General features: G+C 71.2%; 15 protein-coding genes and 3 pseudogenes. 12 read left to right on the forward strand and 6 right to left on the reverse strand.

Annotated features, from left to right (window positions below; translation table 11 throughout):
- Positions 1-67: 67 nt before the first annotated feature.
- The gene (locus ACH4ZA_RS02100) at positions 68-1693 is read right to left on the reverse strand and encodes a hypothetical protein (RefSeq protein WP_398427616.1); all 1626 of its coding nucleotides are present in this window, start codon (positions 1691-1693) and stop codon (positions 68-70) included.
- 94 nt (positions 1694-1787) lie between these two features.
- Here ACH4ZA_RS02100 and ACH4ZA_RS02105 point away from each other — a divergent pair, with 94 nt between their 5' ends.
- Positions 1788-3167 (forward strand): hypothetical protein, encoded by a 1380-nt coding sequence (locus ACH4ZA_RS02105; protein WP_398427617.1) that lies wholly within the window; start codon positions 1788-1790, stop codon positions 3165-3167.
- 93 nt (positions 3168-3260) lie between these two features.
- Positions 3261-3599, forward strand: coding sequence for a hypothetical protein (locus ACH4ZA_RS02110; protein ID WP_398427619.1), 339 nt, complete (start codon positions 3261-3263; stop codon positions 3597-3599).
- Here the strand turns inward: ACH4ZA_RS02110 and ACH4ZA_RS02115 are convergent.
- Positions 3580-4352, reverse strand: a pseudogene (locus ACH4ZA_RS02115) (succinate dehydrogenase/fumarate reductase iron-sulfur subunit). The gene ACH4ZA_RS02110 and the pseudogene ACH4ZA_RS02115 sit on opposite strands and share 20 nt — an antisense overlap.
- 14 nt (positions 4353-4366) lie before the next feature.
- Between ACH4ZA_RS02115 and ACH4ZA_RS02120 the strand changes: the two are divergent.
- Together ACH4ZA_RS02120 and ACH4ZA_RS02125 are read left to right on the forward strand one after the other, a co-directional pair.
- A pseudogene (locus tag ACH4ZA_RS02120) lies at positions 4367-4540 on the forward strand (helix-turn-helix domain-containing protein); the annotation flags it as partial.
- 21 nt (positions 4541-4561) lie between these two features.
- Positions 4562-4774 (forward strand): annotated as a pseudogene (locus ACH4ZA_RS02125) (RNA-guided endonuclease TnpB family protein); the annotation flags it as partial.
- Here ACH4ZA_RS02125 and ACH4ZA_RS02130 read toward each other — a convergent pair.
- Genes ACH4ZA_RS02130 through ACH4ZA_RS02140 form a run of 3 tightly spaced genes read right to left on the reverse strand, consistent with a single transcriptional unit; the run spans position 4749 to position 7891 of the window.
- Entirely contained in the window at positions 4749-6689 is a 1941-nt protein-coding gene (locus ACH4ZA_RS02130) for a fumarate reductase/succinate dehydrogenase flavoprotein subunit (protein WP_398427620.1), read from the reverse strand. The pseudogene ACH4ZA_RS02125 and the gene ACH4ZA_RS02130 overlap by 26 nt on opposite strands.
- A gap of 32 nt (positions 6690-6721) precedes the next feature.
- A complete protein-coding gene (locus ACH4ZA_RS02135; RefSeq protein WP_398427621.1) occupies positions 6722-7555 on the reverse strand; it encodes a hypothetical protein in 834 nt (277 codons plus the stop codon).
- Between the two features lie 45 nt (positions 7556-7600).
- Positions 7601-7891 carry a hypothetical protein gene (locus ACH4ZA_RS02140; protein WP_319280511.1) on the reverse strand — a complete coding sequence of 97 codons (291 nt, stop codon included), beginning with the start codon at positions 7889-7891 and terminating at the stop codon, positions 7601-7603.
- A 300-nt stretch (positions 7892-8191) separates the two neighbouring features.
- Here ACH4ZA_RS02140 and ACH4ZA_RS02145 point away from each other — a divergent pair, with 300 nt between their 5' ends.
- Positions 8192-10702 carry an ABC transporter family substrate-binding protein gene (locus ACH4ZA_RS02145; protein WP_398427623.1) on the forward strand — a complete coding sequence of 837 codons (2511 nt, stop codon included), beginning with the start codon at positions 8192-8194 and terminating at the stop codon, positions 10700-10702.
- Between the two features lie 162 nt (positions 10703-10864).
- Positions 10865-12772: a translational GTPase TypA gene (gene typA, locus ACH4ZA_RS02150; RefSeq protein ID WP_319280507.1), complete on the forward strand. Its 1908-nt coding sequence runs from the start codon at positions 10865-10867 to the stop codon at positions 12770-12772.
- Positions 12773-12914: 142 nt separating this feature from the next.
- Here typA and ACH4ZA_RS02155 read toward each other — a convergent pair whose 3' ends face one another.
- Entirely contained in the window at positions 12915-13715 is an 801-nt protein-coding gene (locus tag ACH4ZA_RS02155; RefSeq protein WP_398427624.1) for a HEAT repeat domain-containing protein, read from the reverse strand.
- A 647-nt stretch (positions 13716-14362) separates the two neighbouring features.
- Here ACH4ZA_RS02155 and ACH4ZA_RS02160 point away from each other — a divergent pair.
- From ACH4ZA_RS02160 to ACH4ZA_RS02185, 6 genes are all read left to right on the forward strand, one after another.
- A complete protein-coding gene (locus ACH4ZA_RS02160; RefSeq protein WP_319280503.1) occupies positions 14363-16018 on the forward strand; it encodes an ABC transporter substrate-binding protein in 1656 nt (551 codons plus the stop codon).
- A gap of 187 nt (positions 16019-16205) precedes the next feature.
- Positions 16206-17132, forward strand: coding sequence for an ABC transporter permease (locus tag ACH4ZA_RS02165; RefSeq protein WP_319280500.1), 927 nt, complete (start codon positions 16206-16208; stop codon positions 17130-17132).
- Positions 17133-17165: 33 nt separating this feature from the next.
- Positions 17166-18089 (forward strand): ABC transporter permease, encoded by a 924-nt coding sequence (locus tag ACH4ZA_RS02170; RefSeq protein ID WP_319280499.1) that lies wholly within the window; start codon positions 17166-17168, stop codon positions 18087-18089.
- A 51-nt stretch (positions 18090-18140) separates the two neighbouring features.
- Complete coding sequence (locus ACH4ZA_RS02175; RefSeq protein WP_319280498.1) at positions 18141-19187, forward strand: ABC transporter ATP-binding protein; 1047 nt, start codon at positions 18141-18143, stop codon at positions 19185-19187.
- Positions 19180-20328, forward strand: a complete 1149-nt coding sequence (locus ACH4ZA_RS02180; RefSeq protein ID WP_319280497.1) for a dipeptide ABC transporter ATP-binding protein — start codon at positions 19180-19182, stop codon at positions 20326-20328. Before ACH4ZA_RS02175 ends, ACH4ZA_RS02180 begins: the two co-directional genes overlap by 8 nt.
- 151 nt (positions 20329-20479) lie before the next feature.
- Entirely contained in the window at positions 20480-20905 is a 426-nt protein-coding gene (locus ACH4ZA_RS02185; RefSeq protein ID WP_319280495.1) for a VOC family protein, read from the forward strand.
- Positions 20906-21374 lie beyond the last annotated feature (469 nt).

The raw sequence follows: 21374 nt of genomic DNA on the forward strand, positions 1-21374 counted from the left end.
CACCCGTGCGTGGCCGGCGTGGTCCGCGTCGCCTGCGTTCCGGCGGGCTTCGTCGCCGCCCGTGTGGTCATGCGCCGCCGGGCGGGGCGGCGGGGTCGGGCGGGGGGTCGGTGCCGTCGGGCGGTGGGGCGGCGGGGCCCGAGTGCGTGGCGTCGGCGGCGGGTCCGGGTGGGACGATGCCGCCCAGCACGGCGCCGGCGGCGCCGGTCTCACCGGTCGCCTCCTCCGGTGCGGGGCCGGGATTGCCGTGCGTGCGCACGTCCTGCCCGGCCAGCTCCCAGGACTCCAGGGCGAGGTCGTCGGCGGCCCGGCGGTCGGCGGGATCGTCCGCGGCGAGGAGACGTTCCGCCTCGGCCAGCCGGGTGCGCGCGGCGGCGCCCACCGCGCCGCGATGCGTCTCGACGAAGTCCGCCGCCATGCCCGTGGCGGCGCGGGCGGTGATCAGGGCGGCGGCCGGCAGCACCCCGCCCCGTACGGGGGCGAACGGCTCCGTGGCCCGCACGATCCGGCGCAGCATGTCGGCCGGGTCCCCGGGCCGGCCCGCCGTCAGCTCCATCCGCACGGAGGCGAGCACGGCGTCCGCGTGCCGCAGCTGCGCCTGCGACGCGCCGGGGGCCGTGGCCGCCGCCGGATCCGCCCGGGCCGCGGACAGCTCCGCCTCCGCACCGGTCAGGGCGGCCGGCACCGTCTGCTCGGCCGCCTTCAGCAGCGCGGCGAGCCGGTCGACCCCGCCGAGCAGGACCGCGGCCTGGGCGACCGCGGCCTCGGCGGCCCGCAGATGCGCCGCCGCCGTCCCGGATTGTCCCGAATCGGAGGCCTGACGGGCCTCGTTCAGCCGTACGGTGGCGAACAGCAGCCGGTCCTTGGCCTGTTCGACGTTCCCGATGACGGAGGCGGTGGCGGTGGGCGCGTACCGTGTCCGCAGGCCCGCGAGGACGGTCTCCGAGGCCGCCACGAGCCCGGTCAGCTCCCGGAACCGGCCCTCGGCGAGGAGCAGCGCCGCGTCCGTCCCGCGGCCGGGGCCCCGCAGCCGCTCCAGGGCGGCGGCCACCGAGTCCAGCCGCCGTGTCGTCTCCTCGCACCGTCCGACGATCCCCGCGAGCGCGTGCGCCCGTGCCGCTTCCTCGGCCGGCGTGCCCTCGTCGTACCGCCGGCGCATCCGGAACGCCGCGGCGAGTTCGGCACCGGCCTCCTGGACGGCCCGGCGGAGGGGCGCCACGGACCCCCCGCCGAACAGGGCTTCGGCGTAGTCGAGTTCGGTGCGGGTCGCGCGGATGCGGTCGTCGGCCTCGACCAGCGCGGCGCAGGCCCGCTCGTCGAGGGCCGCGAGGGCCTGCGCCGATCGCGGCGGCGGGGGACCGGCGGCCGATCCGCCGGGGGTGGTCCGGCTGCGGGCCCGCCGGACCCGGCGCACATACCCGTATCCGGCGAGCGCGCCGACCGCGGCGACGGCCACGAGCGGCAGCACCAGGTCGGCGGCGGACGTCTCGTCCTCTTCCTCCACGGCGGCCGCGACGGAGCTCGGTGCGGACGCCGGCTCCTTGATCGCAACCGGAGCGTCGTCGCCGGACGTCATCCCTGGCAACACCAGCCACACGAGCCCGATCGCACAGCCCAGCAGGGCGTGCGCCACCCGCACGGATATGTGCGGCCCGGGACGCCGCGGCCGGCCTCGAGGCAGGGAAGAGGTCACATTTGGGAGCGTATGGCCGTGTATCCGGTCACGCGAGCGGGATGCACCCGGGGCGGGTGCGGTGGGGCGCAACGACACGGGAGGGACGACCGGGATGGACCGATCGCCGGAACGCACGGAGCCGCAACCGCAAGAGCCGCTGAAGACGGAGCCGGAGTCGGAGCCGAGCCCTGAGCCGACGGAGGACAGGGCCCTGCGGGCCGAACCGACGCCCAGGCAACGGCCCGGTCCTGCCCCCACCGCCGACAAGGACACAGAAACAGATACGGACACGGAAACGGACGCTGCTGCCGTCGAACCCGCGTCCCCCGCCGCGGAGACCGCCGATCAGGCTCTCGCACCCGCGCCCCCCGCGCCCCCCGCGACCGCCGCCGAGCCCGGTGACGCCCAGCCCGAGCCTGCTGACGCCCCGCCCGAGCCGCCCGCGTCCGACGCGGAGGGCGGCGCCGACGGCCGCGGGCCGGGCCGACGCCGGCTGCGCACGGTCCGCCGCGCCGCCCTCGTCCTCGTCCTGCTGCTCCTGGCGCCGATCCTCGTCGCCGAGGCCGCACTGCGCGTGAACTACCTGGGCGATCCGGGCGACGGCACGTACACCCGAGGCAAGGACGCCATCTGGCTGGGCCACGCATGGGTGGACGGCCGCAAGACCGAGGCCGACGTCCAGACCCTGACCCGCCGCCTCGCCGACACCGGCATGCGGGACCTCTATGTGCACGCGGGGCCCCTGGAGCACGACGGCACGCTGCCGAAGTCCGCCTACGCGAACGCGCGGTGGTTCATAGCCGCGGTGCACCGGGAGGCGCCGAAGCTGCGCGTCCAGGCCTGGCTCGGCGACGTGCTCGCCACGGAGACCCCGGACGGCATGCGGCTGGAGCGGCCGGAGACCCGTGCCGCCGTCGTGCGGTCGACCCGTGAGATCCTCGCGGCCGGTTTCGAGGGCGCCCACTTCGACCTCGAACCCCTCCACTCCGACGACGCCGACTACCTCACCCTGCTCGACTCCCTGCGCGCCGTCACCCGGGCGCACCACGCCCAGCTCTCCGTCGCCGCCCACCAGATCGACCCGGTGCCCGGATTCCACTCCTTCTGGGGCACGACCACCGGGCACCCCAAGTGGTGGTCGCAGAGGTTCTTCGGCCAGGTCGCCCGACGCGTCGACCAGATCGCCGTGATGTCGTACGACACCATGCAGCCGCTGCAGAGCACCTACGGCGGTTACGTCGCCCAGCAGACGTCCCTCGCCCTGGAGGTCACTCCGCCCTCCACCGACCTGCTGATGGGCCTGCCCTTCTACCGGGAGAACCGCTTCGGCCACTGGGCGCACGCGGAGACGGTCGCCGCCGCCGTCCGGGGCGTCCGGCTGGGCCTGTCCCGCACAGACGCCGACCGCGAGAACTTCGGCGTGGCGGCGTACGTGGACTTCGCGGCGTCGGAGACCGACTGGACGTCGTACCAGGACGGCTGGGTCCGGTAGGGGCGGACCCGGGGGGCGACGTGTCCCAAGACCCGGCCACGGGTCGGCAGGGGTCGGGTCAAGACTCTTGCGGGCGGCGGAGATCTTGGGAGCATGAGCGCCATGCACGCGATTCTGGTGGGGGCGACCGCACTCGCCGTCATGGTTCTGGCCGTGGGCGGTGCGGCCGGAGTCACGACCGGCTGGGTCCCGCCGTGGGGCAGGTCCAGGATTCTCAGGCCGCGGCTGTGGGGGTACGGATCGCTGGTCACCGCGGCCGGAGCGACGGTGTGGGCTTTCGTCGGCCCGCTGAAGGGTCCGCCGCACGGCGCGTCGGTCTACGTCGCGTGGACCGGGTGGGTCGTGTTCATGGCGGGGCTGCTGGTCCAGCTCCGTGCCCGGCGCCCCGGCCGCGTCCCCCGGCTGCCCCCGCCTACGACGACCGTTTCCTGATCTTCGAGCCCAGCCACACCAGCGGGTCGTACTTGCGGTCGACCGCGCGTTCCTTCAGCGGGATCAGCGCGTTGTCCGTGATCTTGATGCCTTCGGGGCAGACCTCCGTGCAGCACTTGGTTGATGTTGCAGTAGCCGAGGCCGTGCTCGTCCTGGGCCGTGCGCTTGCGGTCCAGGCCGCTCGCCTCGGCCCCGTCCAGCGGGTGCATGTCCAGCTCGGCGATCCGCATGAGGAAGCGGGGGCCGGCGAACGCCGCCTTGTTCTCCTCGTGGTCGCGCACGACATTGGCAGGTGTCCTGGCACAGGAAGCACTCGATGCACTTGCGGAACTCCTGCGAACGGTCCACGTCCTCCTGGAACATCCGGTACTCGCCCGGCCCGACCCCTTCGGGCGGCACGAACGCCGGGATCTCCCTCGCCTTCCGGTAGTTGAACCCGACGTCCGTGACCAGGTCGCGGATCACCGGGAAGGCCCGCAGCGGGGTCACGGTGATCGTCTCGTCCGGGGTGAACACCGACATGCGCGTCATGCACATCAGCCGGGGCCGCCCGTTGATCTCCGCCGAGCAGGAACCGCACTTGCCCGCCTTGCAGTTCCAGCGCACGGCGAGGTCGGGCGCCTGGGTGGACTGGAGCCGGTGGATGATGTCCAGCACCACCTCGCCGTCGTTGACCTCGACCGCGAAGTCCTCCAGACCGCCGCCCTCCGTGTCGCCGCGCCAGACCCGGAACCGTGCCTCGTAGCCGCTCATCGGGTCTCTCCTTCGTGGACACCCCTGCCTTCAGGCAGGGGTGGGGGTACCTCCCGCGTGCGGGGGAGGAACGAGGGTCCTGCGGAGCAGGGCATGGGGAGCCGTTTCGCCGCCAAGGCGGACCGCGCACGTTCGGCTGCGCCCGGCCCGTCTACAACAAGGCGCTGGAGGAACGCACTCGCGCGTGGTACGGCGAGCAGCGCCGTGTCTGCGGCGCCGTGCACGACCGCGACGTGAACGCGGCGCGCAACATCCTGGCCGCCGGGCTGGCGGCGTCTGCCTGTGGAGACGGTGTAAGACCTCAACGGGAGTCCTCCCGGACGGGGCGGTCGTCGGTGAAGCAGGAACCCCAGCGGGCGACCGCTGGACTCCCCCGCCCCCAGGCGGTGGAGGAAGTCAATCGCACAGCTCCTCTTCGGTGAGGTACTTGACCAGCTCCTCCTTCTCGAAGAGGGCGAGCAGGTCGGGGCGGACCGGTTCGGTGGTCTCGCGGACGAGCTGGATCCGGCCGCGCTGCGGGTCGTCGGACGCCGCGTCCTCGGCGGGCTCGGCGAGCCGGCAGATCAGGTTGACGTTGCGCCACGTCCGCTCCATCGCCGGACAGTCCTCGCGGGTGTGGCCGCCGCGCGACTCGGTGCGCTCCAGGGCCGCCCGTGCCACGCACTCGCTGACCAGCAGCATGTTCCGCAGGTCGAGCGCCAGGTGCCAGCCCGGGTTGAACTGGCGATGGCCCTCGACGCCGGCCCGCCGGGCCCGGACCCGCAGCTGCGACAGCCGGTTCAGGGCCTCCTCCATCTCGGCCTGCCGGCGGATGATGCCCACCAGGTCGTTCATGGTCTGCTGGAGTTCCTGGTGGAGGGTGTACGGGTTCTCCGCGGGGCCGCTCGCGGGCCCCGCGTCGGCCGTCTCGGCGGAGAAGGGGCGCAGCGCCTCGGCGGCCGCCGCGTCCACCTGCGCGTCGTCCACCGCAGGGCGTTCGTACGCCGTCGCCGCCGCGTACTCGGCGGCGTGCAGGCCCGCCCGCCGGCCGAACACCAGCAGGTCGGAGAGGGAGTTGCCGCCGAGCCGGTTGGAGCCGTGCATGCCGCCGGCCACCTCGCCGGACGCGTACAGTCCCGGCACCCCCCGTGCGGCGGCCGTGTCGGAGTCGACCGCGATGCCGCCCATCACGTAGTGGCAGGTCGGCCCGACCTCCATGGCCTCGGCGGTGATGTCGACGTCCGCGAGTTCCTTGAACTGGTGGTACATCGAGGGCAGCCGGCGCTTGATGACCTCGGCGGGCATCCGCGTCGACACGTCCAGGAAGACCCCGCCGTGGGGGGAGCCGCGGCCCGCCTTCACCTCGGAGTTGATGGCGCGGGCCACCTCGTCACGGGGGAGCAGCTCCGGCGGACGCCGGTTGTGGTCCGGGTCCTCGTACCAGCGGTCGCCCTCCTCCTCGGACTCGGCGTACTTCTCCTTGAAGACGTCGGGGACGTAGTCGAACATGAACCGCTTGCCCTCGGAGTTGCGCAGCACCCCGCCGTCGCCGCGCACCGACTCGGTGACGAGGATGCCCTTCACCGACGGCGGCCAGACCATGCCCGTCGGGTGGAACTGCACGAACTCCATGTTGAGCAGGGGCGCCCCGGCGAGCAGGGCCAGTGCGTGGCCGTCGCCGGTGTACTCCCACGAGTTCGACGTCACCTTGAAGGACTTGCCGATGCCGCCGGTCGCGATGACCACGGCGGGCGCCTGAAGGACGAAGAAGCGGCCGGTCTCGCGCTCGTAGGCGAAGACGCCGCTCACCCGCGACCCGTCCTTGAGGATCCGGGTGACCGTGCACTCCTGGAAGACCTTCAGCCGTGACTCGTGGTCGCCGGTCTCTCTGTGGTCCTCCTGCTGCAGCGAGACGATCTTCTGCTGGAGGGTGCGGATCAGCTCCAGGCCCGTCCGGTCGCCGACGTGGGCGAGGCGCGGGTACTCGTGGCCGCCGAAGTTGCGCTGGGAGATCCGGCCGTCCTTCGTGCGGTCGAAGAGGGCGCCCCAGGTCTCCAGCTCCCAGACCCGGTCCGGGGCCTCCCGGGCGTGCAGCTCGGCCATCCGCCACTGGTTGAGGAACTTGCCGCCGCGCAGGGTGTCGCGGAAGTGGACCTGCCAGTTGTCGTGCTCGTTGGCGTTGGCCATCGCCGCCGCGATGCCGCCCTCGGCCATGACGGTGTGCGCCTTGCCGAACAGCGACTTGCAGATGACGGCGGTACGGGCGCCGCGTTCACGGGCCTCGATGGCGGCCCGCAGCCCGGCGCCTCCCGCGCCCACCACGACGACGTCCCACTCCTGGCGGTCGACCACGGACATCAGCAGGCCCCACTCATCAGGTTCGGCAGCATCTAGAAAAACCTCGGATCGTCGAAGACACCGGACGCGACGAGATACACGTAGAAGTCGGCGAGCGCCACGCTCACCAGCGACGCCCAGGCCAGCTGCATGTGACGGGCGTTGAGCCTGCCCACGAACTGCCACGCCCGGTAGCGCACGGGGTGCCGGGAGAAGTGCTTCAGCTTGCCGCCGACGATGTGCCGACAGGAGTGGCAGGAGATCGTGTACGCCCAGATCAGCCCGATGTTCAGCAGGAAGACGAGGGTGCCGAGCCCCATGTGCCCCCAGGCGTAGTGCTCGTCGCGGAAGGCGAGCACCGTGTCGTAGGTGAGGATCCCGGCGACGACGATCGCGGCGTAGAAGAAGTACCGGTGGATGTTCTGCAGGATCAGCGGGAAGCGGGTCTCGCCGGTGTACTTCCGGTGCGGCTCGGCCACCGCGCAGGCCGGGGGCGAGGCCCAGAAGCCCCGGTAGTAGGCCTTGCGGTAGTAGTAGCAGGTCAGCCGGAAGCCGAGTGGGAAGATCAGGATGATGATCGCGGGGGAGATCCCCCACCAGGCGCCGAACAGCTCCGCGTTGGGGCCGTGCCGCATGGTGTCGCAGTTCTCCGCCAGGCAGGGGGAGTAGAACGGCGAGACGTAGGGGGCCGCGTAGTAGTCGGCGTTCGCGAAGGCCCGCCAGGTCGAGTAGACGACGAACGCCAGCAGACCGGCGGCGGTGGCGGCGGGGGCCAGCCACCAGCGGTCGGTCCGCAGATGGGGCGCGGCGATCGCGGCGCGGCCCGCGCCGCGTACGCCGCTCGGGGGACGGGGGTCGGTGGGGGCGGGTTCCGTACCAGTGGCCAACGCAGGACTCCGGTCGGGTCGGGAGGCTCGGTCGGGAGGCTCGGGTCAGGGGGCGTGCCGGTCCCGGGCGCCGAGTCCCTCGTCGTCCGTGTCGATCCACAGGGAGTCGTCGTACGGGGTGTCGGGGATGGTGAGCAGTTCGGGCTTGCGCGGGGCGCCGGGATGCGCGGCGGCCTCGCGCAGCAGCGCGACGCTCTCCCGCAGGTGGTCCGCATCGACGCGGACGCGGCGCATCTCCAGGCCGCCGCTGCCGATCTGCTGTTCCAGGCGGCCGACGGACCGGGAGAGGTCGTCGAGGCAACGCTGGACGGTTGTCAGGTCGTCGTGCACGGACATGACATGACCTCGCTTCCGTGGGCAGGGCCCGGGACGGCAACGTTTCATGCGCCTGCGAGTGTTGCGCGTCACAACGGTGGATGTGAAGGCGTGTGCAGTGATTGGCGGATACGGAGGGGTGCGGAGGGAGTGCGGAGGGGTTGCGTTGCTCCGCACGAGTGGGGTTGCGGGGCCCCGCCGCCGTGTCGCTCCCGGCAGGCGAACCCTTTCCTCTTCAGTGGGCCGTAGATCTGATCAACTCAAAAATACCGCCAAATGTGATCAGAACGCACTGCCAGCGGCTCCCCGGAGGTACCAGAGATGTCGAAGTCCTACGACAGCGTCGGACTGCGCTCGGTCATGCGCTCGGTCGCCTTCCTGTCCGCGGGCGTGCTCGCGGCGCCCCTGCTGACCGGCTGCGGGTCCACCGACGAGGCGGGCCGCCCGCTGGCCCGCCAGGACATCGCCCGGACCGCCCGCGCCCAGGTCGCCGACGGCGGGACGCTGCGCTGGGCCGTGGACGCGGTGCCCGAGACCCTCAACGCCTTCCAGGCGGACGCCGACGCCGCCACCACCCGGGTCGCCCAGGCCGTGCTGCCGTCGATGTTCCGGATCGACGCGCAGGGCCGGCCGCAGCGCGACGCGGACTATCTGGAGTCCGCGAAGGTCGTCGACACCGAGCCCAAGCAGGTCGTCCTGTACAAGCTCAGCCAGCAGGCCGTGTGGAGCGACGGCCGGGAGATCGGCGCGGCCGACTTCGCCGCCCAGTGGCGCGCGCTGTCCGGGAAGGACAGCGCCTACTGGACCGCCCGCAACGCCGGCTACGAGCGCATCGAGAAGATCGAGCGCGGGGCCGACGACCTGGAGGTCAAGGTCACCTTCAGCCGTCCGTACGCCGACTGGCGCTCGCTCTTCTCCCCGCTGTACCCGAAGGACGTCATGGGCACGCCCGACGCCTTCAACGACGGGGCGCGGCGCAAGCTGAAGGTGACCGCCGGACCCTTCCTGGTCCAGAAGGTCGACACCAAGAGCCACGAGGTCCGCCTCGCCCGCAACCCGCGCTGGTGGGGCAGACCGGCCAAGCTCTCCGGGATCACGCTGACCGCCGTCGAACGCGACGAACGCGCCTCCGCGCTGGCCGCCGGGAAGATCGACGTGGCAGAGGTGGACCCGGCCACCGCCCAGCGCGTCGACGGTGCGGCGGGCGGCGCGGCCGGACCGCCGGCCGACACCGCCTCCGGGCCGGCCGCAGAGCAGGCACTGCGGGCGTGGGCCCGCGCCCACGGCCTGACCGAGGACACGGCGGAGGCGGAGGACGAGGCCAAGGCCACGGAAAAGGGCGAGGACAAGACCAAGGACAAGGACAAGACCAAGGACAAGGCCAAGGACAAGGCCAAGGAGAAGACCAAGAGCAAGGCCGAGGACGAGAGCCAAGGCGAGACCGAGGACGAGGACGAGGGCAAGAACAAGGGCAAGGGCAAGAGCGCGGACTCGGCCGAGGACGACACGAAGGCCCTCGCCGACCTGCGCAAGGCGGTCGCGACGTTCGTGCGGCAGCAGAAGGCGCTGCGTGACGTGGAGGTGCGCAGATCGCTGGAGCCCGCCTTCACCCAGCTCGCCCTGAACGGCGAGACCGGGCCGCTCGCGGACGAGCGGGTGCGGCGGGCCGTGGCCCGGGCCCTGGACCGCCGGGAACTGGCCAAGCTCGTCCTGAAGCCGCTCGGGCTGCCCGCGGAGCCCGTCGGCAGTCACCTCGCCCTCGCAGGACAGGACGTCTACGCCGACAACAGCGGAGCGCTCGGCGACCAGGACGCCGCGGAGGCGCGGGCCCTGCTCGCGGACGCGGGCTGGGTGCTCGGCGGCCCGGTCGAGGAGCAGGGCGAGAAGGCGGCCGGCGCCACGGGGAAGAAGGCAGGTGCCGCAGGGAAGAAGGCCGCCGGCGCCTCCGAGGACGACGACAGCGCCTACGTCGTCGGCGAGGACGACAAGGCGCCCGCCGCGACCGGCCGCCGGGCGACGACCCGCGCGGCGGGCAGCGAGAACGCGAGGAACAGCGCCAAGGGCGCGGACGGCGGTCACCGGCTCGCCCAGGACGGCGCGCAGTACCGGCAGGCGCGCCCGGGCGGCCTCCCCGGCGCCTACGCCCCGAAGGGCACCGCCGCCCCGAAGGACTCCGCAGAGCCGACGGGCACCGCCGCCCCGAAGGGCTCCGCCGCCCCGGCCGGCGCCGCGGGCAAGGCGCTGGCCAAGGACGGCAAGGCGCTCAGCCTGCGGTTCGTGCTGCCGTCCGGGCCCGGATCGGAGTCCCTGGAGACGGTCGCCACGCGGATCACGAAGATGCTGGCGAAGGTCGGCATCCGCACGGAGATCACCAAGGTCTCGGACGAGAGCTACTTCAAGGACCACATCGCGTCCGGCCAGTACGACCTCGCCCTCTACTCCTGGCCGGCGTCCGCCTTCCCCGCCACCGACGCCCGGCCGATCTACGCCAAACCGCAGCCGGCCGCCGACGGCTCGCTGAGCGTCGAGCAGAACTACACGCGGGTCGGCACCGACCAGGTCGACCAGCTGTTCGACCAGGCGCTCGCCACTCTCGACGAGGGCCGGAGCCGGTCCCTGCTCCGCAAGGCGGACTCACGGATCTGGGCTGCTGCCGGATCGATTCCTCTCTATCAGCGTCCCCAGCTCACGGCGGTGCGCAAGAACGTGGTGAACGTGGGCGCCTTCGGATTCCAGACCCCCGTCTACGAGGACATGGGCTTCCTCCAGAAGAGCGTGAAGACCCCCTCCGGCCAGGCCGGAAGCCCCTCCGCGAGCGCCTCCCGCAAGTGATCGGGAGGTGAGCGGCCGGTGACCCCGGCGGCCCTGCGGGGGCCTTCCCCCGCGGGGCCACGTACCATGGGGTGAGGCCGTGGCGTGTCAAGCCCGGCAGGGCCCGCGTAACACAGACGTACGCAGCAGGGTCGCCCTCACACTCCGGGAGAACGCCGCTTTATGGCCACGCGCCACGACATTCGCAACGTAGCCATCGTCGCCCACGTCGACCACGGCAAGACGACTCTGGTCGACGCCATGCTCAAGCAGGCGGGCGCCTTCGCCGCGCACGCCGCCGAGTCGCTCGACGACCGCATGATGGACTCGAACGACCTGGAGCGTGAGAAGGGCATCACGATCCTCGCCAAGAACACGGCGGTGAAGTACCACCCCAAGGACGGGGGGGACGTCGTCACCATCAACATCATCGACACCCCCGGCCACGCCGACTTCGGCGGTGAGGTCGAGCGCGGCCTGTCGATGGTGGACGCCGTCGTGCTGCTGGTGGACGCCTCCGAGGGTCCGCTGCCCCAGACCCGCTTCGTGCTGCGCAAGGCGCTGCAGGCCCGCCTGCCCGTCATCCTGTGCATCAACAAGACGGACCGCCCCGACTCGCGCATCGACGAGGTCGTCAACGAGGCCTACGACCTCTTCCTCGACCTCGACGCCGACGAGGACCAGATCGAGTTCCCGATCGTCTACGCCTGCGCGCGGGACGGCGTCGCCTCGCTGACCAAGCCGGAGGACGGCACGGTCCCGAAGGACAGCGACAACCTGGAGCCCTTCTTCTCCACGATCCTGTCGCACGTCCCGGCCCCCGAGTACGACGAGGAGGCCCCGCTCCAGGCGCACGTCACCAACCTGGACGCCGACAACTTCCTCGGCCGTATCGCGCTGCTCCGCGTCGAGCAGGGCGAGCTGCGCAAGGGCCAGACCGTCACGTGGATCAAGCGTGACGGCTCGATGTCCAACGTGCGCATCACCGAGCTGCTGATGACCGAGGCGCTCACCCGCAAGCCCGCCGAGGTGGCGGGCCCCGGTGACATCTGCGCCGTCGCGGGCATCGCGGACATCATGATCGGCGAGACCCTGGCCGACCCCGAGAACCCGGTCGCGCTGCCGCTCATCACGGTCGACGAGCCGGCCATCTCGATGACGATCGGCACCAACACCTCGCCGCTGGTCGGTCGTGGCGGCACCGGCAAGGGCGCCGACAACAAGGCCGCGGTCAAGGACCGCAAGGTCACCGCCCGTCAGGTCAAGGACCGTCTCGACCGCGAGCTGGTCGGTAACGTCAGCCTCCGTGTCCTGGACACCGAGCGCCCGGACGCCTGGGAGGTGCAGGGCCGCGGTGAGCTGGCGCTGGCCATCCTGGTCGAGCAGATGCGCCGTGAGGGCTTCGAGCTGACCATCGGCAAGCCGCAGGTCGTCACCAAGGACGTCGACGGCAAGGTCTACGAGCCCGTCGAGCGCATGACGATCGACGTGCCCGAGGAGCACATGGGCGCCGTCACGCAGCTCATGGGCGTCCGCAAGGGCCGGATGGACAACATGTCCAACCACGGCTCGGGCTGGGTCCGTATGGAGTTCGTCGTCCCCTCCCGCGGTCTCATCGGCTTCCGTACCGAGTTCCTGACCGGTACGCGCGGCACGGGCATCGCGCACTCCATCCACGAGGGCCACGAGCCGTGGTTCGGTACGCTGACGACCCGTAACAACGGCTCGCTGGTCGCCGACCGTGCGGGAGCCGTCACCGCCTTCGCGATGACGAACCTCCAGGAGCGCGGCGTGCTGTTCACCGACCCCGGCACCGAGGTGTACGAGGGCATGATCGTCGGCGAGAACTCGCGCTCCGACGACATGGACGTGAACATCACCAAGGAGAAGAAGCTCACGAACATGCGGTCGTCCTCGGCCGACTCGTTCGAGGCGATCGTGCCGCCGCGCAAGCTGTCGCTCGAGCAGTCCCTGGAGTTCTGCCGCGACGACGAGTGCGTCGAGGTGACCCCGGAGGCGGTTCGCATCCGCAAGGTCGTGCTCGACCAGCGTGACCGCGCCCGCACCGCCAGCCGCGCCAAGCACGGCTGATCCGCGGGCAGTTCACCGCGGACGCCGGCACAGTCGCAGTCGCCGTCCGTTCCTCGGCCCGGACGCCCCCGCCAGGGGGTGCCCGGGCCGACGCGGCCCCGCGGGGCAGAGCCGTACGGCCTCACGGCCGTGACGGCCGCCGTCAGGGCTCGCGGACGGCGTGCACGGCCTCCCGGACGTCCGGGTCCGGGTCCTCGGCCAGGCGGTCCAGCAGCCCGGCCACCCCGGGAGTGCTCCAGCCGGCCACGGCCCACACCAGCTCCTCCCGCACGGACGGGTCGGGATGCGCCTGGAGCGGGGCCAGTTCGGCGAGCGGGCCGCGTCTGCGCATGCCGAACCAGTACAGCGCCTCGCGCAGCACCGCCGCGTCGCCGGGCTCGCCGGCCGCCGCCAGCCGGGCGAGCAGTACCCGCGGCGGCGGGGGCGGACCGTCCAGGGGATGCGGCAGCCGCTCGCGCAGCCGCCGTGCCCCGTAGCCGCCGCGCACCCGGCATCCGGCACAGGTGCAGGGTGCGGTGCCGTGCGCGTCGGGCAGATGGCGCCAGCCGACCGTCTGCGGGGCCCTGCGGATCCGGTGCACCTCGCGCGCAGCGATGGCCCGCGGCACGAACACCTCGTGCCCCCGCGGGTCTTCGAGCGCCGCGATCCGCCGTACCGCCTCGGCGGCCGTCACCGCGGCCTGCGCGCCCCGGGCGGCGTCCCGGTAGTGGCCCGTGAGCACCGGCTCGGCGTCGTCCAGCCGCACATGGACGGCGACCAGCCCGCCCCGGCTGCCGAACCGGGCCAGTTCGCGCAGCCATTGATGGGTGAGGGTGTGCGACGGCAGCACCGGGAAGCAGTGCACCCCGCGTGCGCCTCCCGGTCCGCGGCCTGCCGCGCGGACGCCGGAGCGCCGGATGCGCGGCGCGTTCGACGCCGAGGTCAGGTGCACGAACATCGCCATGACCCCGCATGGTAAGCGTGCCCGGAAGCGGCGGCCGCGCCGGTCGGGTCCGGGCGGCCGGGGCGGGGCGGTGGGAGGGGGCCACGGCGAACGGAAGGCCGTCGGGCCCATCAGGAGGGGGTGTGGCCGGTGTTAAGGAACACGTAGGGAAAACCCTTCGTTCTGGGCCCGGAGTCCGCTTCGAGCGACTTTCCCTACTAACCTGCTGTGTGAACGGAGAGTCTGCGCCATTTCGGCGCCCCTCCGTGAGCCGCCGGGTGCCTCGCGAAGGGCCCGCCGAGCCGGCTGTACGCCCGGGGGTTCGGGCGCAAGTGATTTTCCTTCTGTGGTGTCCGGAATGCGGACAGTGATCCCCGATAGATGTGTAACAAGTCCGTTTCGCAGGGATCTTTCTGCTAACTGTTTGTCCGGATTTTGGAAGAAGTACACGCCAGGTGTGATCGAACCGAGACCTCGTGGGTGTGGTTCGGTCAGATTCCATGCCAGATAGTTAGGCGCGTAGAGCTCGGGGTTGACGGGTCATGCGCTGCAGGGGGCGGCGACTCACGAGCCTGCGGGGGTACTCCACCTTCTCCGTCCTTGTCGACCGGTTGAGTGCTGTGTGCTCCCTTTTGCGGTGAAAACCAGGACTCACGAGGAGGAACCCCATGCGTGGTGCCAACAGCGCCAAGTGGGTGGCGGGGGCGATCGTCATTGCTCTCGCCGCGACTGCCTGTGGTGGCAGTGACGACGACAGCAGCAACGGCTCCGGCAAGGGCGCGGGCAAGGCCGGCGGCACCTTCCGGCTGGGCATCACGGAGCCGGTCGCCATCGACCCGTACAACGCCCAGGAGTCCGAGGGCATCCTGGTCACGGACAACCTCTTCACGGGGCTGTACGAGCCGACCGCCGACGGCAAGGTCATTCCGGCCCTCGCCACCTCCAAGGAGGTCAGCGCGGACGGCAAGACCTGGACCTTCAAGATCAAGCCGGGCACCAAGTTCACCAACGGCGAAGCGGTGGACGCCGAGTCGTTCATCCGCGGCTGGAACCGTGTCGCGCAGAAGACGGCGGCCTCCGACGTCGCCTACCACCTGGCCGGCATTGCGGGCTTCGCGGACGTCCAGGCGGGCAAGGCGACCACCATGTCCGGCCTGAGCGCCCCGGACGCCAACACCCTCCAGGTGAAGCTCTCCGCCCCGGACTTCGAGTTCTACGTCAAGACCACGCACACGGTCTTCAGCCCGGTGCCCAAGGTCGCGGGCGACGCGAAGAACAAGACGTACAACGACGCGCCGATCGGCAACGGTCCCTTCAAGATGCAGGGCACCTGGCAGCACAACACGTCGATCACCCTCGTCCGCAACGACGGCTACGGCCTGACCAAGGCCAAGCTCGACGAGGTCAAGATCAGCATCCTCAACTCCAACAACGGCGTCACGCTGGAGTACCAGGGCTTCGAGGCGGGCACCTTCGACTGGGCCCGTATGCCCACCCCGCAGCTGCCGGCCGCCAAGGCCAAGTACGACGCGCAGGGTGAGTGGATCGACGAGAACACGAACGGGATGAACTACCTCCTCCCGATCACCGACAACGGTCCGCTCAAGGACAAGAAGGCCCGCGAGGCCATCTCGTACGCGATCGACCGGGACGCCATCATCAAGGGCGTCTTCCAGGGCATGCAGACCAAGTCGACGACGATCCTGCCGCCCGCCTTCACCAGCGTGTACCAGAAGGACCTCTGCCAGTCCTGCATCAAGTCGGACCCGGCGAAGGCCAAGCAGCTCGCGAAGGAGGCCGGTCTCACCCCCGGCACCACCCTCGAGCTCGGCTACAACACGGGCGCGGGCCACGAGGAGTGGATCCAGGCAGTCAAGCAGCAGGTGGAGAAGGTCCTCGGCCTGAAGGTGAAGGCGACCGGCAAGCCGTTCGCCGAGCTGCTCGCCGACCAGCAGAAGCCGGGCGCCACGGGCATGTACCGCTTCGCGTGGGGCGCGGACTACCCGACGCCGGACAACTTCCTGTACCCGCTGCTCGACACCGCCTCCATCAACAAGGACGCGTCGGGCAAGGTCACCGGTGACAACCGCGGCCGTTACAGCAACCCGGCGTTCGACGCGCTGCTCGCCAAGGCCCGCGCCACCGAGAGCGAGGCCGGCCGCAACGACCTGTACAAGCAGGCGGAGAAGCTCGCCATGGACGACATGGCCCTGATCCCGCTGTGGAACCGCACCCAGCTGCGTCTCGCCAACACCAAGAAGTTCGCCGACATCAAGATGGACTTCCACGAGGACCCGAACCTCGCCGAGATCAGCCTGAAGTAACCGGGCGCCGCGCGACGCGGCGTCCGGAGACGGGGGCCGTGGTATCCGAGACGCACTCTCGGATGCCACGGCCCTCGACGACCGTCGGGAGCGGTGTGATCCACTCTCCCGCCCCTTACCCCTACCGCCCCACCAACCTGGGGGGAGGGAGCTGCCACGAAGCGGCAGCGAGGCAGAGAGGCAAGTCATGGGAAGGTATGTGGTCCGCAGGCTGGGCCAGTTGGTCGTCGTCGTGCTCGGAGCGACGATGATCCTGTTCGCCTGCCTGTTCGTGCTCCCGGGTGACCCGGTCGGGCAGATCGCGGGCAGCGACAAGGCACGCGACCCCGCGGTGATCGCGCAGCTGCACAAGCAGTACGGACTCGACGACCCGCTGATCGTGCAGTACGGCAACTACGTGGGCAAACTCGTCCAGGGAGACCTCGGCGAGGACTACACGCAGAGCCGGCCGGTCTCCGAGATCCTCGGTCCGAAGCTGGCCAACACGGCCAAGCTGGCCGTCGCCGCGATCGTGATCGACATCATCATCGGCATCTCCGTCGGTGTGCTGGCGGCGATGCGCAGGTACTCGATCTGGGACGTGTCGGCGACGTTCATCACGACACTCGCGATCGGCGTCCCCTCCATCGTGCTCGGCATGATCATGCAGCGCGTCTTCGTCATCGAGCTGGGCTGGTTCCCGCTGATCGCCGACGACAGCGTCAACTCGCTCGTCCTGCCGGCCGTGACGCTGGCGATCATCGACGCGGCACTCGTCGCCCAGCTGGCCCGCAGCACGATGCTCGAAGTCCTGGGCGCGGACTACGTCAAGACGGCCGTGGCCAAGGGACTTCCGCGGCGCACGGTGCTCACACGGCACATCCTGCGCAACTCGGTCATCCCCGTGATCACCTATCTGGGCATCTCCTTCGGTGGTCTCCTCGGCGGAGCGATCATCACCGAGACGATCTTCAACTGGAACGGCATCGGTCTCGCGCTGATCCAGGCGATCCAGCAGAACAACAACCCCGTCATCGTGGGCGTGGTGACCATCAGCGTGGCGGTCTTCGTCGTGCTGAACCTGGTCGTCGACCTGCTGTACGCCGCTCTGGACCCGCGTATCCGACTGGCCTGACCCGTAGGGCCGCCCCCATCTAGGAGTCACACCATGACCGAACTCGCCACAGGCGCGGGCGAGCCGAAGACGGCCGACCCCGTCTCGGCCTCCAAGGACGCCGAACCCAGCGTCGTCAGGGTCAGCCAGTGGTCCGACATCCGGCACCGCTTCGTGCAGAACAAGCTCGCGGTGCTCGGCCTGGCCATCATCGTCGTCCTGATCCTCGCCGCGATATTCGCGCCCCTGCTCGCGCCGCACGACCCCCTCGAGCAGGACCTGAACGCGACCCTGCAGTCCCCGGGCGCGGGGCACTGGCTCGGCACCGACTCGCTCGGCCGCGACCAGCTCTCCCGCCTCATCTACGGCAGCCGCATCGCCATGATCGTCGGTCTCGCCTCGATCGTCGTCGCGATGACCCTCGGCATCCTCTTCGGCGCGCTGGCCGGCTACTACGGCCGCTGGCTGGACACCGTGATCATGCGCGTGGCGGACATCTTCTTCGCCTTCCCGCTGCTGATCGGCGCCATCGTCATCATCCTGCTCATGGGCCGTGGCGTGATGCCGGTGGTCCTGTCGCTGGGCATCTTCTCCTGGGCGACCTTCGCCCGGCTGCTGCGCAGCCAGATCCTGTCGGTGCGCGAGATGGACTACGTGCACGCGGCGAAGGCGCTCGGCGCGAGCCAGGGCCGGATCATCCGCAAGCACATCCTGCCCAACTCGCTGACCTCCGTCCTGGTGTACGGCACCAGCAACGTCGGCATCGCGATCGTGGCAGAGGCGTCGCTGTCCTACCTGGGCGTCGGTGTCGACCCCGAGGTCGCGGAGTGGGGCAACATGATCGCCGCCGGCCGCGGGTTCATGGGAGTCAAGGACTACATGTGGACCTACCCCAGCATCGCGATCGTCATCACCGCGCTGGGCTTCATCCTGCTGGGCAACGGCCTTCGCGACGCGCTCGACCCGAAGCTCCGGTGATCCGCAGCCATGAGTCGAACCCCCTTGAGCAAGCAAGACGAAGGTGATGGCATGACCAGCCTGGAGCAGGCTCCCTCGAACGCCGGGCCGGACGGGTCCGCGCCCCTTCTCGAAGTCCGCGACCTGCACGTGGAGTTCAAGATCCGTGACTCCGTGACCAAGGCGGTCAACGGCGTCAACTACAGCGTCAACGCGGGCGAGACGCTCGCCGTCCTTGGCGAGTCGGGCTCCGGCAAGTCCGTCACGGCGCAGGCCATCATGGGCATCCTGGACAGCCCTCCCGGGCGGATCAGCAAGGGCGAGATCTTCTTCCAGGGCCAGGACATCCTGAGCCTGCCGGAGAGCGAGCGGCGCAAGCTGCGCGGCGCCAAGATGGCGATGATCTTCCAGGACGCGCTGTCGTCCCTCAACCCCGTGCTGTCCGTGGGCTTCCAGCTGGGCGAGATGTTCCGCGCCCACCAGGGCATGTCCCGCAAGGACGCCAAGGCCAAGGCCATCGAGCTGATGGACCGGGTGCGCATACCCGCCGCGCGTCAGCGCGTCGGCGACTACCCGCACCAGTTCTCCGGCGGCATGCGCCAGCGCATCATGATCGCCATGGCGCTGGCGATGGAACCGGACCTGATCATCGCCGACGAGCCGACCACCGCGCTCGACGTGACGGTCCAGGCCCAGGTCATGGACCTGCTCGCGGAGTTGCAGCGCGAGTACCAGATGGGTCTGATCCTCATCACCCACGACCTCGGCGTGGTCGCGGACGTGGCCGACAAGATCGCGGTCATGTACGCCGGCCGCATCGTCGAGACCGCGCCGGTGCACGAGCTGTACAAGCGGCCCGCGCACCCGTACACCCGCGGTCTGCTGGACTCGATCCCGCGCCTGGACCAGAAGGGCCAGGAGCTGTACGCGATCAAGGGTCTGCCGCCCAACCTGCTGAACATTCCCGCCGGTTGCGCCTTCAACCCGCGCTGCCCCAAGGCACAGGACATCTGCCGTACGGAGGTCCCGGCGCTGCTTCCGGTGACCGAGCCGGACGGCGCCGAGCTGGTCGGCCGAGGTTCGGCATGCCACTTCTGGAAGGAGACGATCCATGGCTGAGCTCAGCAAGAACGACGAGCGCCAGGACGCCACACCGAACGTCTCCGAAGTGGAGACCGTCGACGTGCAGTCGGAGACGGAGGCCGTCGCCGCGATCGACGCCCCCGTCGAGCGCGGTGAGCCCATCCTCCAGGTGCGCAACCTGGTCAAGCACTTCCCGCTGACCCAGGGCATCCTGTTCAAGCGTCAGGTCGGCGCGGTCAAGGCCGTCGACGGCGTCTCGTTCGACCTGCACCAGGGCGAGACCCTGGGCATCGTCGGCGAGTCGGGCTGCGGCAAGTCGACCGTCGCCAAGCTCCTGATGAACCTGGAGCAGGCCACCGCCGGCGAGGTCTTCTACAAGGGCCAGGACATCACCAAGCTGTCCGGGCGCGCCCTGAAGGCCGTCCGACGCAACATCCAGATGGTGTTCCAGGACCCGTACACCTCGCTGAACCCGCGGATGACCGTGGGCGACATCATCGGTGAGCCGTACGACATCCACCCCGAGGTGGCTCCGAAGGGCGACCGCCGGCGCAAGGTCCAGGAGCTGCTGGACGTCGTCGGGCTCAACCCGGAGTACATCAACCGGTACCCGCACCAGTTCTCCGGCGGTCAGCGCCAGCGCATCGGCATCGCGCGCGGCCTCGCGCTCAACCCGGAGATCATCATCTGCGACGAGCCGGTCTCGGCCCTGGACGTGTCGGTCCAGGCGCAGGTCATCAACCTGATGGAGCGGCTGCAGGAGGAGTTCAACCTCTCCTACCTCTTCATCGCGCACGACCTGTCGATCGTCCGGCACATCTCCGACCGGGTCGGCGTGATGTACCTCGGCAAGATCGCCGAGATCGGCTCCGACGAGCAGATCTACGATCACCCGACGCATCCCTACACCCAGGCGCTGCTGTCGGCCGTGCCGGTCCCGGACCCGGCGGCCCGCGAGCACCGCGAGCGGATCATCCTGGCCGGTGACGTCCCCTCCCCGGCCAACCCGCCCTCCGGCTGCCGCTTCCGCACCCGTTGCTGGAAGGCCGAGGACAAGTGCGCGCAGGAGGCTCCGCTGCTCGCGATCCCGGAGCGGTTCAAGGGCTCCGACTCGCCGGCCGCCCATGAGTCGGCCTGTCACTTCGCCGAGGAGAAGGACGTCGTCCACGCGGCCTGACGCCGAGCCGGGCGCTCACACCCGACAGCGGCCTCCGGCAGCCAGTGCTGCCGGAGGCCGCTGTCGTCGGCACCCGTTCCCCGCCCCGTTCCCCGACCCCACGTCCGGCCGCGCCGGCCGGACGCGAACCGCCAAGGCCAAGGACGACACGATGCTGCACCACGTCGAGCTGTGGGTCCCGGACCTGCCACGGGCGTCGAAGGAGTGGGGCTGGCTGCTGGGCGGTCTCGGCTACGAGCTCTACCAGGACTGGGACCGGGGCCGCAGCTGGCGGCTCGGTCCGACGTATCTCGTCGTCGAGCAGTCCCCCGCGATGAGGGACGGCGACGGCGGCCACGACCGGCTGCGGCCCGGCCTCAACCATCTCGCGTTCCACGCCGGGAGCCCGACGGCTCTCGACGCGCTCGTGGCGCAGGCGCCCGCGCACGGCTGGACGCCCCTGTTCGCCGAGCGGTATCCGCACGCGGGCGGCCCGGACCACTACGCGGCCTACCTGGAGAACTCCGCCGGCTTCGAGGTCGAACTGGTGGCCGGCCCGCCCGCGGGCCCCGACGAGCACCGCCCGAACCCCGCGTAACAGCGCCCCACCCGCCGACCAGGCTCTCGCCCCAAGAACTCCGCCCAGGCACGCATCCACGCCCCGCCCACCGGCCCGCGCCCTGCACCCCGCGCCCGCTCCGGCGCCCCCGCCCGCTGGCACGCGCCCTGCACCCCGCGCCTGTCGGCCCGCACCCCGCGCCTGTCGGCCCGCACCCCGCGCCTGTCGGCCCGCGCCCCGCCCGCTGGCCCGCGCCCCGCACCCCGCGCCCACCGGCCCGCACCCCGCGCCTGTCGGCCCGCGCCCCGCCCGCTGGCCCGCGCCCTGCACCCCGCGCCCGTCGGCCCGCGGCCCGCGCCGCGTCCACCGGTCCGCGCCTGTCGCCCCCCGCCCGCTGGCCCGCGCCCTGCACCCCGCGCCCGTCGGCCCGCGGCCCGCGCCGCGTCCACCGGTCCGCGCCTGTCGCCCCCCGCCCGCTGGCCCGCGCCCTGCACCCCGCGCCCGTCGG

Origin of the sequence: Streptomyces sp. NPDC020597, from assembly GCF_044335095.1 — a bacterium.
Classification (GTDB): Bacteria; Actinomycetota; Actinomycetes; order Streptomycetales; family Streptomycetaceae; genus Streptomyces.

Excerpts from the sequence above, each read along its gene's own strand:
- ACH4ZA_RS02105 (WP_398427617.1), top strand. The coding sequence starts at position 1,788 with ATGGACCGATCGCCGGAACGCACGGAGCCGCAACCGCAAGAGCCGCTG.
- ACH4ZA_RS02110 (WP_398427619.1), top strand. The coding sequence starts at position 3,261 with ATGAGCGCCATGCACGCGATTCTGGTGGGGGCGACCGCACTCGCCGTC.
- ACH4ZA_RS02130 (WP_398427620.1), bottom strand. The coding sequence starts at position 6,689 with ATGTCCGTGGTCGACCGCCAGGAGTGGGACGTCGTCGTGGTGGGCGCG.
- ACH4ZA_RS02140 (WP_319280511.1), bottom strand. The coding sequence starts at position 7,891 with ATGTCCGTGCACGACGACCTGACAACCGTCCAGCGTTGCCTCGACGAC.
- ACH4ZA_RS02145 (WP_398427623.1), top strand. The coding sequence starts at position 8,192 with ATGTCGAAGTCCTACGACAGCGTCGGACTGCGCTCGGTCATGCGCTCG.
- typA (WP_319280507.1), top strand. The coding sequence starts at position 10,865 with ATGGCCACGCGCCACGACATTCGCAACGTAGCCATCGTCGCCCACGTC.
- ACH4ZA_RS02155 (WP_398427624.1), bottom strand. The coding sequence starts at position 13,715 with ATGGCGATGTTCGTGCACCTGACCTCGGCGTCGAACGCGCCGCGCATC.
- ACH4ZA_RS02160 (WP_319280503.1), top strand. The coding sequence starts at position 14,363 with ATGCGTGGTGCCAACAGCGCCAAGTGGGTGGCGGGGGCGATCGTCATT.
- ACH4ZA_RS02165 (WP_319280500.1), top strand. The coding sequence starts at position 16,206 with ATGGGAAGGTATGTGGTCCGCAGGCTGGGCCAGTTGGTCGTCGTCGTG.
- ACH4ZA_RS02170 (WP_319280499.1), top strand. The coding sequence starts at position 17,166 with ATGACCGAACTCGCCACAGGCGCGGGCGAGCCGAAGACGGCCGACCCC.
- ACH4ZA_RS02175 (WP_319280498.1), top strand. The coding sequence starts at position 18,141 with ATGACCAGCCTGGAGCAGGCTCCCTCGAACGCCGGGCCGGACGGGTCC.
- ACH4ZA_RS02180 (WP_319280497.1), top strand. The coding sequence starts at position 19,180 with ATGGCTGAGCTCAGCAAGAACGACGAGCGCCAGGACGCCACACCGAAC.
- ACH4ZA_RS02185 (WP_319280495.1), top strand. The coding sequence starts at position 20,480 with ATGCTGCACCACGTCGAGCTGTGGGTCCCGGACCTGCCACGGGCGTCG.